Source organism: Collinsella aerofaciens (assembly GCF_015548375.1).
Classification (GTDB): Bacteria; Actinomycetota; Coriobacteriia; order Coriobacteriales; family Coriobacteriaceae; genus Collinsella; species Collinsella aerofaciens_AB.
The window spans coordinates 13,350-28,893 of sequence record NZ_JADMWW010000019.1 but is presented as its reverse complement, the minus strand read 5'-3'; the positions used below and the strand labels follow the sequence as shown (position 1 = coordinate 28,893).

General features: G+C 62.5%; 11 protein-coding genes. 1 reads left to right on the top strand and 10 read right to left on the bottom strand.

What is annotated here, in order from left to right; translation table 11 throughout:
• Positions 1–98: 98 nt before the first annotated feature.
• The 10 genes from dnaG to I1969_RS08380 form a co-directional block, all read right to left on the bottom strand.
• Entirely contained in the window at positions 99–2,207 is a 2,109-nt protein-coding gene (dnaG, locus tag I1969_RS08425) for a DNA primase (protein WP_195234533.1), read from the bottom strand.
• A complete protein-coding gene (gene ribF / locus I1969_RS08420) occupies positions 2,200–3,207 on the bottom strand; it encodes a riboflavin biosynthesis protein RibF (protein WP_229028354.1) in 1,008 nt (335 codons plus the stop codon). Before ribF ends, dnaG begins: the two co-directional genes overlap by 8 nt.
• The gene (truB, locus tag I1969_RS08415; RefSeq protein WP_195234531.1) at positions 3,204–4,136 is read right to left on the bottom strand and encodes a tRNA pseudouridine(55) synthase TruB; all 933 of its coding nucleotides are present in this window, start codon (positions 4,134–4,136) and stop codon (positions 3,204–3,206) included. The genes ribF and truB overlap by 4 nt, the downstream gene beginning before the upstream one ends.
• Positions 4,137–4,151: 15 nt before the next feature.
• Complete coding sequence (locus I1969_RS08410; RefSeq protein ID WP_195234529.1) at positions 4,152–5,195, bottom strand: DHH family phosphoesterase; 1,044 nt, start codon at positions 5,193–5,195, stop codon at positions 4,152–4,154.
• On the bottom strand, positions 5,188–5,598 hold the full coding sequence (rbfA, locus tag I1969_RS08405) for a 30S ribosome-binding factor RbfA (protein ID WP_006234038.1): 411 nt from the start codon (positions 5,596–5,598) through the stop codon (positions 5,188–5,190). Before rbfA ends, I1969_RS08410 begins: the two co-directional genes overlap by 8 nt.
• 11 nt (positions 5,599–5,609) lie before the next feature.
• Positions 5,610–8,324, bottom strand: a complete 2,715-nt coding sequence (gene infB, locus I1969_RS08400; protein WP_195234527.1) for a translation initiation factor IF-2 — start codon at positions 8,322–8,324, stop codon at positions 5,610–5,612.
• Positions 8,325–8,415: 91 nt separating this feature from the next.
• A complete protein-coding gene (gene nusA / locus I1969_RS08395; protein ID WP_022094169.1) occupies positions 8,416–9,663 on the bottom strand; it encodes a transcription termination factor NusA in 1,248 nt (415 codons plus the stop codon).
• A 1-nt stretch (position 9,664) separates the two neighbouring features.
• Complete coding sequence (locus tag I1969_RS08390; RefSeq protein ID WP_195234526.1) at positions 9,665–10,159, bottom strand: ribosome maturation factor RimP; 495 nt, start codon at positions 10,157–10,159, stop codon at positions 9,665–9,667.
• 259 nt (positions 10,160–10,418) lie between these two features.
• Positions 10,419–12,995, bottom strand: coding sequence for a leucine--tRNA ligase (gene leuS / locus I1969_RS08385; protein WP_195234524.1), 2,577 nt, complete (start codon positions 12,993–12,995; stop codon positions 10,419–10,421).
• 373 nt (positions 12,996–13,368) lie between these two features.
• Positions 13,369–14,880 (bottom strand): IMP dehydrogenase, encoded by a 1,512-nt coding sequence (locus I1969_RS08380; RefSeq protein WP_035138103.1) that lies wholly within the window; start codon positions 14,878–14,880, stop codon positions 13,369–13,371.
• 193 nt (positions 14,881–15,073) lie between these two features.
• Between I1969_RS08380 and I1969_RS08375 the strand changes: the two genes are divergently transcribed.
• Positions 15,074–15,418: a winged helix-turn-helix domain-containing protein gene (locus tag I1969_RS08375; protein ID WP_195234522.1), complete on the top strand. Its 345-nt coding sequence runs from the start codon at positions 15,074–15,076 to the stop codon at positions 15,416–15,418.
• The last annotated feature ends 126 nt before the right edge of the window (positions 15,419–15,544 follow it).

Genomic DNA, 15,544 nt, shown 5'->3' with positions numbered 1-15,544 from the left:
CATAGTCCACAGGACTCAATACTTTAGCACACACATTGACGTCTATACCCAAAAAGAAGACTGGATATAGGCGAGAATACGCTGGTTGACCACAACATCTAGGCTTGTTCGGTGCCCGCGGCCTCCAGGCCGATCAAACGGAACGGGTCCGCCACGCCGCCGATCGACTTTTGCAGTTCGCGTTGACGTTGCGAATCTTGCGCGGCCTGAACGGTCAGCGCGCGACGGGCCTCATCATCGAGCGAACGGTCCTGGCGCAGCTTGGCCTGTGCGGCACGCATGCGGCGTTTGATGGTGTAGAGCTCGAGCGTATCGAGCATAAACACGATGTTCGTCTCGGTGGGGTGCTTGCTCGTCGCCGAGATGCGCCCGGCACTCACAAGCGTTGCCGCCTCGGGACACACCGAGCGTGCCGCATCCATGCAGGCTGCAGGATCGGTTCCCGGCGGCGTTGCCAGAACGGCCCATGCGATGGACTCGTGACGTGGGTCAACCCACTCGATGGAGCAGATGCGGTCGGCATACGTGCGGAACAGGTCGGGGTAGCTCGTGAGCATGGTCAGCAGCTCGCGCTCCCCTGCCAAGGACTTGCGCTCTAGATCGGTCAAAACCATCGGCGCCGCCGCAGCCGGTGCGTTCGAACCATCAGGCACAGGCACAGCGCCCATACCATCAGGCACATCGATCGGCGGCAGGTCGTCGACGACCTCCACGGGAGCGGCACCGTAGGCATCGAGCGGGACGTAGTCGTACGGCTCTTCTTCGACCGGCGCGGACACCGGCGGCGTAGCGCCCGATGCCCAAGCACCGCGACCGGCATCGCGAGAACCCGATGCCCGACCGCCCGCATTTCCAGAGCGCTCGGCCTGCGCCCGCTGGCGCTCGTAATTCTGCTCGCGACGACGCTCGGCATCTTCGCGCTTGGCGAAATCGCGAAACACGCGACCCGAACTCGCACGCACGGTCTCCAGATCCAAACCCAACAGGTCGGCAATCTGGATAAAGTACGTGTCGATCATATAGCTATCGCGCAGCGGATAGATAAGCGTCAGCGCATCTTCCAGCGCCTTGGCGCGACCGCCCGGCGTGGTGATGTCGCTCGACTCCTGCAGCGAACGGTAAACAAAGTCCATAAGCGGCTCGGCGGCATCGATGCGCGCCTGAAGTGCCTCGCCGCCATGTGCTGTGATGAACTCCATGGGGTCGTTGCCGTCGGGCAGCACCACGCAGCGCAGGTCCATCGAATCCTGTTCAATAAACTGAATCGCGCGGCGAGCGGCCTTTTGACCGGCGGCGTCGCCATCGAACATATACACAATGCGCTTGGCAAAGCGGGTTAGCGTCTTGACGTGATGCTCCGTGAGCGCCGTGCCCAGCGTGGCGACGACGTTTTTGATCCCCGCCTCCCAGCAGGCGATGCAGTCGGTATAGCCCTCCACCACGATGGCGGTATCCTGCGCGACGATAAACTCCTTGGCCCAGTTAAAGCCGTAGAGGTTTCGCTTTTTATGAAACACGCTCGTCTCGGCGGTGTTGAGGTACTTAGGCTGACCATCGCCCATGATGCGCCCGCCAAAAGCGATGTTATGACCCTGCTCGTCAAAAATGGGAAACATCACACGGTCGTAAAAACGGTCGGCGAGCTGTCCGCGCCCACGGCTCACGGCCACGTTGGCGTCAATCATCTCCTGCGGGGTAAAACCCGCCTGGGACAGTTGCGACACCAGCGCGTTACGGCCCGGTGCAAAGCCCAGGCAGTAGCGGCGGCAGACGTCGCCACCCATGCCGCGGCTGGCAAAGTACTCGCGCGGACGGCTGTCCTTACCGCGCATAAGCATGGTGTGGTAGAACTGGGCCGTCTCGGCGCACAGGTCATAGATGCGGGCACGCTTGGTGCCGCGATCGCGCTGCGCACCGGTATCGTGCAGTTCAATGCCCGCACGATCAGCCAAATAGCGGATCGACTCGGGAAAACTCAGGTTCTCGCGCTTCATGATATAGGTGAAGACGTCGCCGCCCTCGCCGCAGCCAAAGCAGTGCCACACCTGCGTAGCAGGGATAATGTGAAACGATGGGGTCTTTTCGCCATGAAACGGACAGCAGCCCCAAAACTCATGGCCGCGGGGCTTGAGCTCAACCGTTTCCTGCACGATGGCAACCAAGTCTGACGCCGCGCGTACCTGATCTTTTTCCTCATCGCTAATCACGGATACTCACCCCCTGCTCACCCAAGTTATGACGGATATCGTCGATATTACCCTCGACGGTCGCGATCAACTCGTCCAGGGAATCGAACACGCGAGACGGACGCAGCCAGCGCGTAAACGCCAGCGACACCGAGGCGCCATACAGGTCGCCCGCATAGCCGATCAAGTTGGCCTCGAGATGCGCCGAGGCGGCATCATCGGCATAGGTCGGCGGCAGGCCGACGTTAACGGCAGCAGGCCATACGGTATCGTCGACCAGCACCAGACCCTCATAGACGCCATCGGCAGGCACTTGGATGCCGTCGGGCACCTGGATGTTTGCCGTGGGAAAGCCCATGTCGGAGCCCTCGTGACGGCCAGCCGCCACAACGCCGCGCAGCATATAGGGACGGCCGAGAAGCTCTGCGGCCAGCTCCACATGACCCTGACCCAGCTCATGGCGGATACGCGTGGCGCAGATGGTCTGCCCGTTAACGCAGAGCAGGTCGTGACCGTAAACGTCAACCCCACGCTCAGTGCCCCAGGCGCGCATCTCGGCAACGCCCGAAGCGCCGCCGCGGCCGAGCCTAAAGTCGCTGCCTACACGAATGGAGCGAATGTCGACAACGCGCGACAACAACGCCAGAAACCCGACATGGTCGAGTGCCGCCACGGCAGGCGTAAAGGGAACGGCCACCACCGCATCGACCCTGGTTTGAGCCAGAGCGTGCAGGCGGTCGGCCGTCGTCATCAATTTTTGGGCGGGCAACGGACTCACCACGACGTCCGGATCAGGATCGAAGGTGACCACGACCGCTTTGCTGCCGTGATCATGTGCATCGCGAATAACCGCTTCGATCAGCTCTTGGTGCCCACGATGCACGCCATCAAACACGCCAATAGCGATCGACGCGGAACCCAAGAACTCGCACCCATCAAAAGCATCGGCAGAAACGATACGGGCCTCATCCAACTCACCCGCGAAAAAGATACGCGCGAGCTCGTGGGGCGCCAGCATCATCGAACACCGCCGATCGCCTGCGGAAAGACGTGCTCCATCACAAAGCGGCCGCCCTCGATACGAGCAAGCGCCTTCAATCCCCCATCGAGCACGAGCGCGAACGGCGCCTTCGCCGTATCGAAGTCCGCAAGCGCGCGTTCAACGGGAATGCGGCGGCCACAAAGCAGGTCGTCTGCAAGATTACCCGGCAAATCGACACGCGTGGCACCTAGGGCGGCGATGGGATCCAGAGCGAAACCGGCAGCGGTCTCGGCAGAGAGCTCCTCTACCGCATGACAGGCGCCAATGGAAACCACGCCGGAGGCCGTACGGCGCAGCGCGGAAATATGCGCAGCGCTATCGCAGGCACGACCCAGATCGCGAGCGAGCGCGCGAATGTAGGTGCCTTTGCTTACCGAAAACGCCACGGTCCAGACGCACGTATCGCCCTCGCCGCCCACGGCGATCAGGTCGGCGGCATAGACCTCGACGGGGCGCGGGGGCAACTCAACCGCATTGCCCTCGCGAGCACTCTTATAGGCGCGAACGCCATTAACCGAGATGGCCGAAAACGCTGGCGGCACCTGCATCTGCGGGCCAAGCATAGCGGCCAGCTGCTCACGGGCGTAAGCGAGATCGCGCAGCTCGGGGGCAACGGGCACCGTGCGGACGGCCTCGCCCTCCGCGTCATCGGTATTGGTCTCGACACCAAACGAAATGTCGGCAACATAACTTTTGGTATCGAGGGTTAGCATGCCCAGCAGACGGGTCGCCTGGCCCACGCCCACCACCATGACACCCGAGGCCATGGGGTCGAGCGTACCGGCATGGCCGACGCGTCGCTCATGGAGGGCGCGCCGGCACTGCGATACCACGTCGTGGGACGTGCAGCCCACCGGCTTATCGACGGCGAGCAGCATATTCAATTGAGAAGGCGTACGACGAGCCATGTACCATCCAAAAAGTTAGAGCTCGACGGTCACCGAAGCGGGATCCTCCCCCACCAGCTCGGCCAGCATGGGAAGTGCCACGGCGAGCGTCTCGCGAATCGTTCCGTTGTTGGAAAAGCCGGCGGCGGCATGATGCCCGCCACCGCCAAAGTTGGCAGCAATCTCGGACACATCGAGGTCACCCTTGGAGCGCAGGTTGCCGCGCACCTTGGTATCGCCCTCGATGCCCTTTAGGAACAGGCAGACCTCAACGCCCATCACCGAACGCACCACATCGACCAGACCGTCGCACTCATCCGAAGTGACGCCGCAGGCCTCGAGGTCGCTCTGGTACGCATAACTATATGCCACGCGACCGTGCGCCACGGTCTTGATACGACCCATAACGATGGACTTGAGATGCAAGAACTCTACGCGCATGCTCTGGTAGACCTCGAGCGCGACGCGCGCCGGATCGGCACCGTGCGCGACCAGGCGCGAGGCGGCATGGAACGCAGCAGCATCGGCGTTTTGGTACTGAAAACGACCGGTATCGGTCACCAGGCCGCACAGCAGGCAGGTCGCGACACCGTTGCGAGCCACAATGCCGCAATTGTCCAAAAAGCGGTCGATGATCATGGCGCAGGCCGCGGCGCCGACGCACCTCAGGCTCAGCTCGGCAAATTCCTCGCGCGCCGGATGGTGATCGAAGCACACCACATGCGCCGATCGACGCAGCACCTCGGCGGAGTTGTTCAGGCGCTCGACGACCGGCACGTCCACCGAGATGAACAGGTCAGGATTGCCGGCGTACGCAGATGCCGGCACCAGACGGTCGGAGCCTTCCATAAAGCGGTAGATACGCGGAACCGGGTCATCGTCTGCCAGCAGAAGCGCAATGTCCTTGTTGGGGAAAAACTTCATGAGCGAAAGGCCCAGACCCAATACGGAGCCCAAGGCATCGCCATCGGGAGAAGTATGTCCCGAAATCGCAATGGAGGACGCACCCTCGATGAGCTCGAGGATGCGTCGCTGAATATCTGCAGACTCGCACGAGGCGAGGTCGGCGGAATTAGTCATCTAAAGCTGCCTCCTGGGCGGCATCCGCTATCGGATAGCCGTCCTCGTCCTTTTCGATCGCAAGCGTGGCGGGAACGTTTTCCAGCGCACGCGTGATGCGCTCGGCCTCATCGGTCGAGCGATCGATGCGAAAATCGAGCTCGGGCGTGACGCGCCAATCGAGCGAGCGGGCCAACAGGCTACGGATGCGGCCCTTGGCGCTGGCGAGCGCCTCCATGACCTCGTCGTAGCGGCTCGCGTCGCACGACACGTACACGCGCGCGAACGAACGGTCCACCGCAACCTCGACCGCGGTCAAGGTGACCAGGTCGAGACGCGGATCGGAAACCTCAAAGAGCAGGATATAACCGAGCTTCTCGCGAAGCTGCTCGCCCAGACGGCGGGTTGCCTGCGTTTGCTTCATAGCGCTACCCCCTACTCGGTACGGGCAACCTGGTCGATGCGGTAGCCCTCAATGGTGTCGCCAGGCTTGATGTCCTGGAAGTTCTCCAGGCCAATACCGCCCTCGGAGCCGCTCTTGAGGCTCTTGGCCTCGTCCTTGTAGTGGCGCATCGAGGCGATTTTACCGTTGAAGACCACGATGCCGTCGCGCACCAGGCGCACAGAATCGGTCGCGGCAATCTCGCCCTCTTCGACGCGGACACCGGCGGCGATACCGACCTTGGGCACCTTGAAGGTGTCCAGAACGGTCGCAGCACCCGTGGAGACCTCGACCTCGGTGGGCTTGAGCATGCCGATGCGGGCAGCATCGAGGTCCTCGAGGCACTTATAGATGACGTCGTAGCAACGGATCTCGACGCCCTCGCGCTCGGCGGCGGAGCGGGCCTTGCCGTCGGGACGGACGCCAAAGCCGATGATGATGGCGTTGGAGGCGTCGGCCAGGACCACGTCGGTCTCGTTGATGGCACCAACGGCGGAGTGGATCGTGTTGATGCGCACCTCGGACTGATCCATCTTGTCGAGGGAGTCCTGAAGGGCCTCGATGGAACCCTGGACGTCGGCCTTGATGATCAGGTTGAGCTCCTTGACCTCGGCGTCGGCGATAGTCTCGAAGAGGTTCTCGAGCGTCACGTGCTTGACGCGGCTCTGCTCCTCGATACGGGCCTTGAGCGAACGCTCGTCGGCCAGCGCACGTGCCTCGCGCTCGTCCTCGAACACGCGGAACTCGTCGCCGGCGTTGGGCACAGACTGCAAGCCAAGAATCTCGACGGCGTCTGAGGGACCGGCCTCGGTGACGGCGTTGCCCTTGGGGTCGAGCATGGCGCGGACGCGGCCGTAGGTGAGGCCGGCGACCAGCGTGTCGCCCACGTGCAGGGTACCGCGGGTCACGAGCACGGTGGCAACCGAGCCGCGGCCCTTGTCGAGCTTAGCCTCGAGGACGTTGCCCGAAGCAAAGGTATCAGGGTTGGCCTTGAGCTCGAGCACGTCGGCCTGGAGCAGCACGGTCTCGAGCAGGTCATCGATACCGATCTTCTGCTTGGCCGAAATGTTGACGAACATGTTCTGTCCGCCCCACTCCTCGGGGATGATGCCGTACTCGGTGAGCTCCTGGCGCACGCGGTCGGGATTGGCGCCCGGCTTATCAATCTTATTGACGGCGACGACGATGGGTACGCCGGCGGCCTTGGCGTGGTTGATCGACTCGATGGTCTGGGGCATGACGCCGTCGTCGGCAGCCACGATCAGGATGACGATGTCGGTCACCTTGGCGCCGCGGGCACGCATGGCCGTAAAGGTGGCGTGACCGGGGGTATCGATGAAGGTGATCTTACGGTCGTTGATCATGACCTGCGAAGCGCCGATGGCCTGGGTAATGCCGCCCGCCTCGCCGGCAGCGACGCCGGTGTGACGGATGGCGTCGAGCAGGCTCGTCTTGCCGTGGTCGACGTGACCCATGACGGTGACGACCGGGGCACGCGGTTTAAGATCGGCGGGGTCGTCGTAGAACGAGAAGGTGTTCTCCTCCTCGGGGGTGATGATCTTGATCTGGCGGCCCAGGTCGTCGGCAACGAGCTCGACGAGGTCATCGGACATGGACTGTGTCATGGTAAGCGGCGTGCCCAGCAGGAACAGGCGCTTGATGATGTCGTTGGCCGGAACGTCGAGCGCCTCGGCGAGCTCCTGGACGGTAACGCCCTGGGAGACCTTGATGGCGTCGAGGTCCTCGGGGTTCACGCCCTGGGCCAGCGCCTCCTCAATCTTGCGCTCTTCCTGAGCCTTTGCGGCCTCGCGCTCGCGCTTCTCCTTGCGCTTTTTGCGGCGACCGGTGGACTCGCGAGAGGCCTCCTCGACGGCGGCACGAGCCTCCTCGAGCACCTTCTCGCGGCTGTACTCCTCGGCCTCGCGAGCCATGCGGCTGTAGTGGTCCTCTTCGTTGTTGTGACCGCCCTTGCGCTTCTTGCCCTTGCCCTGCTTATCGGGGTTGGGGAAGTCCATACCGGCAGCGACGTTGTTGCTGGCGTTGGTGCGATGGCTGTGGGGACGGCTCTCGGATGCGTTGCGCTCGGAGTTGCTGTCGGAGGCGTTACGATCGTTACGACGGCCGCCGCGACGGTCGTTGTTGCCGCCACGACGGTTGCCGCGCTCGGCAGCGCGCTCGGCCTTGGCCTTCTCCTCAGCGTCCTTCTTCTCCTTGAGCACGGTCTCCTGTGCGGCGATCTGGTCGAGCAGAGAGCGGAAACGCGAACCGGAGTCGGAAGCGGGAACGGCGCGGCGCTGGGCCTCGCGGGCAGCCTCCTCCTTCTCGCGGGCAAGGCGCTCCTGCTCGGCCTTCTTCTTAGCCTCGGCCTCGGCGCGGGCGGCCTCCTCGGCAGCCTGGGCAGCGGCGAACTGGCGGCGCTCCTCCTCGCGTGCCTTCTCGGCGGCGATGCGCTCGCGCTCTGCCTCGGCAGCGCGTGCTGCCTCCTCGGCGGCAGCGGCCTGCTCCTCGGCCAGCTTGGCGGCCTCGACTTCCTGGGCGCGGGCCTCGATCACCGAGGCGAGCTGCTTGCGGACCATGGCGACGTATGCGTCCTCCAGAGCGGAGGAAGCGGACTTAGCGGGAATCTTCATTTCGGCGAGATGACCCATCAGTTCCTTGGAGGTCATGCCGAACTCTTTGGCCAGGGTGGACACACGGACTTTTGCCATATGACTTCACCTACCCTTTCTGGCACCTTGGGTGCCTAGAGACTGAACGAGCGTGGGATATGCGCTGGGACCCGCCCGGCGCGACCGCGCGCTAGATCAGGTCCTCCGCATCATCGAAGGCGTCGGTATCGTGGACACCGCAGAAACGGGAGCCGGGACGGGCCTGGTTGCGGCACTGGATGCCGTCCTCGGACACGAACTCGCAGCGACGGACGTCCTCGTCCTCCTCGTCACCGATCAGGTCGGCGGCGGGCTCCTCGTGAACGGGAACATTCTTGAGGATGTCGGCGGCAAGGGTCTCGGACTTAATGTCGATGTGCCAGCCGGTCAGGCGCGCGGCGAGGCGGGCATTCTGGCCCTCCTTGCCGATGGCGAGGGACAGCTGGTCATCGGGCACGATGACGCCGGCGTAGGCCTTCTCCTCGTCGATAAGGACGCGGGTGACCTTGGCAGGCGACAGGGCGTTGGCGACGTAGACGGCCGGATCGGCATCCCACAGGATGACGTCGACGCGCTCGCCACGGAGCTCGCCCACGACGGCGCGAACACGGCTGCCCTTAGGGCCGACGCAGGCGCCCACGGGATCCAGGCGATCGTCGAGCGAGTGGACGGCGACCTTAGAGCGCTGACCGGGCTCGCGGGCGATCGACTTGATCTGGACGGTGCCCTCATAGATCTCGGGCACCTCCTGCTCAAACAGACGACGCATGAGCTCGGGGTGGGTACGGGAGATGACAATCGGCGGGCGGCTGTGCTCGCCACGGACCGGCTGCAAGTTGGAGTTGGGGTCGCGAACGTCGATGATCACGGCCTTGATATGCTGGTTGTGCAGGTAGCGCTCGCCCATCGGACGCTCGTTGCGCTCGTTCTCGTAACGGCGCTGGTCGAAGTGCGGAAGCTCGGCCTCGACGCCCTCGCGAATCTTGACGATCGTGAAGTCGGGCGTGGACTGCAGCACGGTACCGCTGATGAGGTCACCGATGCGGCCGGAGAACTCCTCGTAGATCTGCTCGCGGGCGGAGTTGCGTACGATTGCGTTGATCTCGGCCTTGGCGTGCTGGGCGGCGATACGGCTCGTGTTCTTAGGAGTGACGTCGATCTCCTCGAACTCGGTGAAGTTGCCCTCCTCGTCCATGGAATCGTCGATCGGCTCCAGACGGTAGACGTAGATCTTGCCGGTGGTGCGATCGATGGTCACCTTGGCGCCCCACTCAAGATGCAGGATCTCGGCATAGCTCTTGGCGAGCGACTGCTCCAGGCGGTCGATCAGGTAAAGCTGGTCGATGTGCTTCTCCTGGCAAAGCTCCATCAGGGCGGACATCATGTCGGATGCTGCCATCTTACTTTCCTTCCTTCGCGGGCTTGAAGTCATAGGTGGGCTTCAACTTGCACTTTTTAACATCAGAGAAATCGAGGGTGACGGACTCGCCGTCCTCGAGCTCGAGGGTCACGTTCGTCTCGGTGGCAGCGGCAATCTTGCCGGCGTACTTGCGACGGCCCTCGGTGGCGGTGGAGGTGAGCTCGCAGTTTTCGCCCACAAAGCGGGCAAAGTCGCACGGGCGGCGCAGCGGGCGCGCCATGCCCGGGCTCGACACCTCGAGCGTATAGCTCGAAGAGATGGGATCGAGCTCCTCAATCACATCGCCGACCCACTTGGTGTTGGCCGTGACGTCGTTGAGCGACAGGCTCTGACCCTCGGCACCCTCGATACGCACACGCACGCAGGGGGCCTTGGTGGCACCCACGAGCTCGACGTCGACGATGTCGACATCGTGCTGGGGAGCGACGGCCTCGAGCGCGTCGATGATCGACTGCTCGGTCTTAGTCTTGACCATTGCGGCACCTCCATCCATACAAAAAAGAAGCGGGGCCGAAACCCCACTTCTTTCAATTACAACTTCATTTGCAAGCAAACTATACCAATAGCTGCGGAAACGTGCAAGCACAGTACGAATCTGCAGGTCAGCGTGCGCACAGCTTCTCCACAAGAATAGGACAATTGAACGCAGACATCAGGGCAGGTACATGCAAAACGAGGGACTACCCAACCGGATCGCCCTCTCGTCTTTTATGCGTCAGCTAAGCGCGCAGCGCTTACTTGACCACCAGGTTGACCAGCTTGCCGGGCACGCAGATGGCCTTGACGACCGTCTTGCCCTCGAGCCACTTGGCGACGGCGGCCTCGGCGGCAGCCTGCATATCCTCATTGGAGGCATCGCGGGCCACGTCGACGCGGCCGCGGACCTTGCCGAGCACCTGGACCACGATCTGCACCGTGTCCTCAATGGACTCGGCCAGGTCGAACTCGGGCCAGGCGGCGGTGTAGGCGTTGCCCTCGCAGCCGAGTGCCTCGTGCCACAGCTCGTCGGCCCAGAACGGGCAGATGGGGGCAAGGACGCTCACGATATCCTTGGCCACGCCGTAGCACAGCGCCTTGTCGCGGGCGGTACCCTCAGTGGCGTTGAGATAGGCGCTCGCAGCATTGACGAGCTCCATGACGGCCGAGATGGCGGTGTTGAACTGGCCGCGGTCGAAGTCCTCGGTGCACTTGGCGATGGTGCGGTGACGCTCGCGATAGAGCTTCATCGCAACCTCGTCGAGCGCGGACTTGTCGAAGGCCAAGTTGGCGTCACCGGACTGGACGAGCTGCCAAACGATACGCCAGGCGCGCTTGATGAAGCGGTTGGCGCCCTCAACGGCCTTGGGATCCCAGTCGAAGTCCTTCTCGGGCGGAGCGATAAACAGGATCGCCAGACGCATGGTGTCGGCGCCGTAGGGCTCGATGACCGAGCTCGGGGGCACGACATTGCCCTTGGACTTGGACATGGTGTCGCCGTTCTCGTCCTTGACCATGCCCTGGCACAGCAGGTTGGTGAAGGGCTCGTCCACACTCAGCAGGCCCAGGTCGCGCAGCGCCTTGGTAAAGAAACGGCTGTAGAGCAGGTGCAGAATGGCGTGCTCGATGCCGCCAATGTAGTTATCGACGGGCATCCAACGGTCGGCAGCCTCGCGGGAGAAAGGCAGCTCGGTGTTGTGCGGATCGGTATAGCGCAGGTAATACCAGCTGGAGCAGGTGAAGGTGTCCATGGTATCGGTCTCGCGCTTGGCCGGACGGCCGCAGACCGGGCAGGTGGTCTCGTAGAACTCCTTGCACTCGGCGAGGGTCTCGCCGGCGCCCAGGTCAAGGTTCTCGGGCAGCGTCACCGGCAACTGGTCCTCGGGCACGGGAACGATGCCGCAGTGCTCGCAGTGGATGGCCGGGATGGGGTTGCCCCAATAGCGCTGGCGGCTGATGAGCCAGTCGCGCAGACGGAACTCGACCTTGCGACGACCGCAGCCCATGGCCTCGAGGTCAGCCACGATCGCAGCCTCGCCCTCGGAGTGCTTACCGCCGCGCATGCCGGTGTACTTGCCGGACTGGACGAGCGTGCCCTCGGCAGCGTGGGCGCAATCCCAGTCGACGGTCTCGGCATGGAAGGTATCGATGGTCTCGCCGCTGGCCTCGATGGCAGCGCGATCGTCATCGTCCAGGATGATCGGCACGATCGGCAGGTCGTACTTACGGGCAAACTCAAAGTCGCGCTGGTCGCCACAGGGAACGGCCATGACGGCACCGGTACCGTAGTCGGCAACGACATAATCGGCAACCCACACGGGGACCTTCTCGCCGTTCACGGGGTTCACCACGTAGCGGCCGGTAAAAGCGCCGTGCTTCTCGATGGTGCCCTGGGCACGCTCGACGGCAGAGATATGCTTGGAGTCCTCGACGATCTTGGTCACGGCTTCCTCGTACTCCGTGCCCTCGACGAGCTCGTGCAGACGGGCGTACTCGGGAGCCAGGACAAAGAAGGAAACGCCAAAGAGCGTATCGGCACGCGTGGTAAAGACGGTGATCTTGCCCTCGTCGCCCTCGATGGGCTCGCCATCCCGGTCGCACAGGGTAAAGTCGACCTCGGCGCCCTCGGAGCGACCGATCCAGTTGGCCTGCATCTGCTTGACGCGCTCGGGCCAGCCGGGGAGCTTCTCCAGGTCGTCGAGCAGCTCCTGAGAGTACTCGGTAATCTTGTAGTACCACTGCTCAAGGTCGCGCTTCTCGGGCTCGGTGCCGCAGCGCCAGCACTTACCCTCGGTGACCTGCTCGTTGGCCAGAACGGTCTTGCAGTTGGGGCACCAGTTGACCGGGTTCTTCTTGCGGTAGACCAGGCCCTTTTCCCACATCTTTTCAAAGATCCACTGACCCCAGCGATAGTATTCGGGGCTGCAGGTCTTGACCATGCGATCCAGATCGTAGGAGAAGCCCATGCGCTTCATCGTGGCGAGCGCCTGGTCCATGTTCTTATACGTCCAGGCGGCAGCCTGCGTGTTGTGCTTGATAGCGGCGTTCTCGGCGGGCAGGCCAAAGGCGTCAAAGCCGATGGGGTGCAGCACGTCGTAGCCGCGCATGCGGGCCTGACGGGCCATGGCATCGCCGATGGTATAGTTGCGCGCGTGGCCCATGTGCAGATCGCCCGACGGATACGGGAACATCTCGAGCACATACTTCTTGGGCTTGCTGTCGTCGGTGTCGACGGCAAAGAGGTTGGAGTCCTCCCAGGCCTTCATCCACCGGGACTCGATGGCCTGCGCGTCGTAAACAGGAATCTCGTCCTTATGATCTGTGCAATCGCACATATCAGCTCCTTTGTTATCTCGGTTGGGGCGGGGCGTTCTTACCTTTGCTCGCTGCTGCGGACAGTCCTGCTCGCACGAAGAGCACATTAAGTGCTCTTCGGCTCGTGCGGAACTTGCAGCGAGCAAAGGTAAGAACGCCCCGTCACATCGTTAACTCGCATGATGATAGCAAATACAACAAGCGAGATGCCTGCGACTTGCAGGCATCTCGCTTTATCTAAATAACGTGGTTGGGAATCAACCTTTGTCTGAAACTCGTTCTAGCACGAACGGGTTTTCCAGGTGCCGCAGATTGCCGTGAAAGAGGAGCGTCGCGTACTTTGGTACGCGAGCGACGGTTTGAACGGCAAGGTGCGGTGCTTGGGAAAGCCACTTAGCGGTAGCTGACGCTCTGCTGGGAGTCCTTGACGACTACGTCGTGGGCGCCGCCTTCGACGATGGAGGTGGAGCTGACCAGCGTTAGGCGCGCCTTTTCCTGGAGCTCGGGGATCGAGAGGGCACCGCAGTTGCACATCGTGGACTTGACCTTGTAGAGCGTGCCGCCCACACCATCCTTGAGGGAACCGGCGTAGGGAACGTAGGAGTCGACGCCCTCGACGAAGCTAAGCTTCGCGGCGCCGCCCAGGTCGTAGCGCTGCCAGTTGCGAGCACGCGCAGAACCCTCGCCCCAGTACTCCTTCATGTACTGACCGTTCACGTTGACGCGCTCGGTCGGGCTCTCGTCAAAGCGGGCGAAGTAACGACCCAGCATCATAAAGTCTGCACCCATGGCAAGGGCGAGCGTCATGTGGTAATCGTAGACGATGCCGCCATCGGAGCACACGGGCACGTAGACGCCGGTCTCCTCGTAGTACTCGTCGCGAGCGCGGCAGACGTCGATCAGCGCGGTGGCCTGGCCACGGCCGATGCCCTTGGTCTCACGGGTGATGCAGATGGAACCGCCGCCGATACCAACCTTGATGAAGTCGGCACCGCAGTCGGCCAGGAAGCGGAAGCCCTCGGCGTCGACGACGTTGCCGGCACCGACCTTGACGTCCTCGCCGTAGTTGGCGCGGATCCACTCGATGGTGCGCTTCTGCCACTCGCTGAAGCCCTCGGAAGAATCGATGCACAGGACATCGGCACCGGCCTCGATGAGCAGCGGCACGCGCTCGGCATAGTCGCGGGTGTTGATACCGGCACCGACCATGTAGCGCTTGTCGCCGTCGAGCAGCTCGTTGGGGTTGGTCTTGTGGCTGTCGTAGTCCTTGCGGAAGACGATGCCCATGAGGTGATCGTAGTCGTCGACGATGGGCAGGGCGTTGAGCTTATTGTCCCAGATGACGTCGTTGGCAACCTTAAGGCTGATGTTCTTGTCGCCCACGATGAGCTGCTCACGCGGGGTCATGAACTCGGAGACCTTCGTCTGGTGGTCATCGCGACTGGGACGATAGTCACGGCTGGTGACGATGCCCAGGAGCTTACCCTTGGGAGTGCCGTCGTCGGTAACCGGCATGGTGGAGTGACCGGTCTTCTCCTTGAGCTCGATGACCTGCTCCATGGTCATGTCGGGGGTCAGCGTGGAATCGGACTGAACGAAACCGGCCTTGTGATCCTTGACGGCCTTGACCATAGCGGCCTCGGACTCGGCGCTCTGGGAACCGTAAATGAAGGACAGGCCACCCTCGGTAGCGAGCGCGACACCCATGTCGACGCCCGAGACGGACTGCATGATGGCGGAAACCATGGGGATGTTCAGGGTGATTGCCGGCTTCTCACCGCGCTTAAAGCGGGTTAGCGGCGTCTTAAGAGAGACGTTGTTGGGGATGCACTGCGAGGACGAGTAACCAGGGACCAGCAGATACTCCGAAAACGTGTGGGACTCACCGGGAAAGAACGTAGCCATGTTTCTCCTTTTTCCATGCGACCGGTCGGCTGCAGGCCTCGTAGGACCCAGCCCAACCTTGGGCGCCCAATACTGGGGAAGTATCTTAACGCACTTTGACTGCTACAATGCATGATTTAAGAAGAGCACACGAGGGTTTGACGCAGGCTTTGCGTTTGCCCAGCAAACACTTTAGCGGGGAGACGTGGAGCACATGGAGTACAGGACGACGGCAAAGTTGGTCATTCAAGCGTGCGACAAGGATCTGCCGGGCGTGTTCGGTCACGGCTGCGTCTTGCTGCTGCAAGGCATAGCCCGCGAGCACTCGCTCAACCGCGCCGCCAAGAGCATGGGTATGGCGTATTCCAAGGCCTGGCGCATTGTGAACGAGGCCGAAGGTCAGCTGGGCTGCAAGCTCATCGAGCGCGACGGAGCCCGCGGATCCACCCTCACCCCCGCCGGCGAGCGAGCCATAGCGGTCTACGAGGAGCTGCAGGCCGACATCAACAACGTCATCGCCACCAAAGCCAACGCCCTCATCGCCAGCATCAAAGAGTAGCCCATTTGGGACGGGGCCTTATAGCCACACAACCCCTTCTCATAAGTTGCGGTGAAATAGGGACTGTTTATACGATCAAAGCCGTAAATCAATCCATATTTCACCGCAACTCATGGAGTTGAGGAT

Excerpts from the sequence above, each read along its gene's own strand:
- ribF (WP_229028354.1), bottom strand. The coding sequence starts at position 3,207 with ATGATGCTGGCGCCCCACGAGCTCGCGCGTATCTTTTTCGCGGGTGAG.
- truB (WP_195234531.1), bottom strand. The coding sequence starts at position 4,136 with ATGGCTCGTCGTACGCCTTCTCAATTGAATATGCTGCTCGCCGTCGAT.
- I1969_RS08410 (WP_195234529.1), bottom strand. The coding sequence starts at position 5,195 with ATGACTAATTCCGCCGACCTCGCCTCGTGCGAGTCTGCAGATATTCAG.
- rbfA (WP_006234038.1), bottom strand. The coding sequence starts at position 5,598 with ATGAAGCAAACGCAGGCAACCCGCCGTCTGGGCGAGCAGCTTCGCGAG.
- infB (WP_195234527.1), bottom strand. The coding sequence starts at position 8,324 with ATGGCAAAAGTCCGTGTGTCCACCCTGGCCAAAGAGTTCGGCATGACC.
- nusA (WP_022094169.1), bottom strand. The coding sequence starts at position 9,663 with ATGGCAGCATCCGACATGATGTCCGCCCTGATGGAGCTTTGCCAGGAG.
- I1969_RS08390 (WP_195234526.1), bottom strand. The coding sequence starts at position 10,159 with ATGGTCAAGACTAAGACCGAGCAGTCGATCATCGACGCGCTCGAGGCC.
- leuS (WP_195234524.1), bottom strand. The coding sequence starts at position 12,995 with ATGTGCGATTGCACAGATCATAAGGACGAGATTCCTGTTTACGACGCG.
- I1969_RS08380 (WP_035138103.1), bottom strand. The coding sequence starts at position 14,880 with ATGGCTACGTTCTTTCCCGGTGAGTCCCACACGTTTTCGGAGTATCTG.
- I1969_RS08375 (WP_195234522.1), top strand. The coding sequence starts at position 15,074 with ATGGAGTACAGGACGACGGCAAAGTTGGTCATTCAAGCGTGCGACAAG.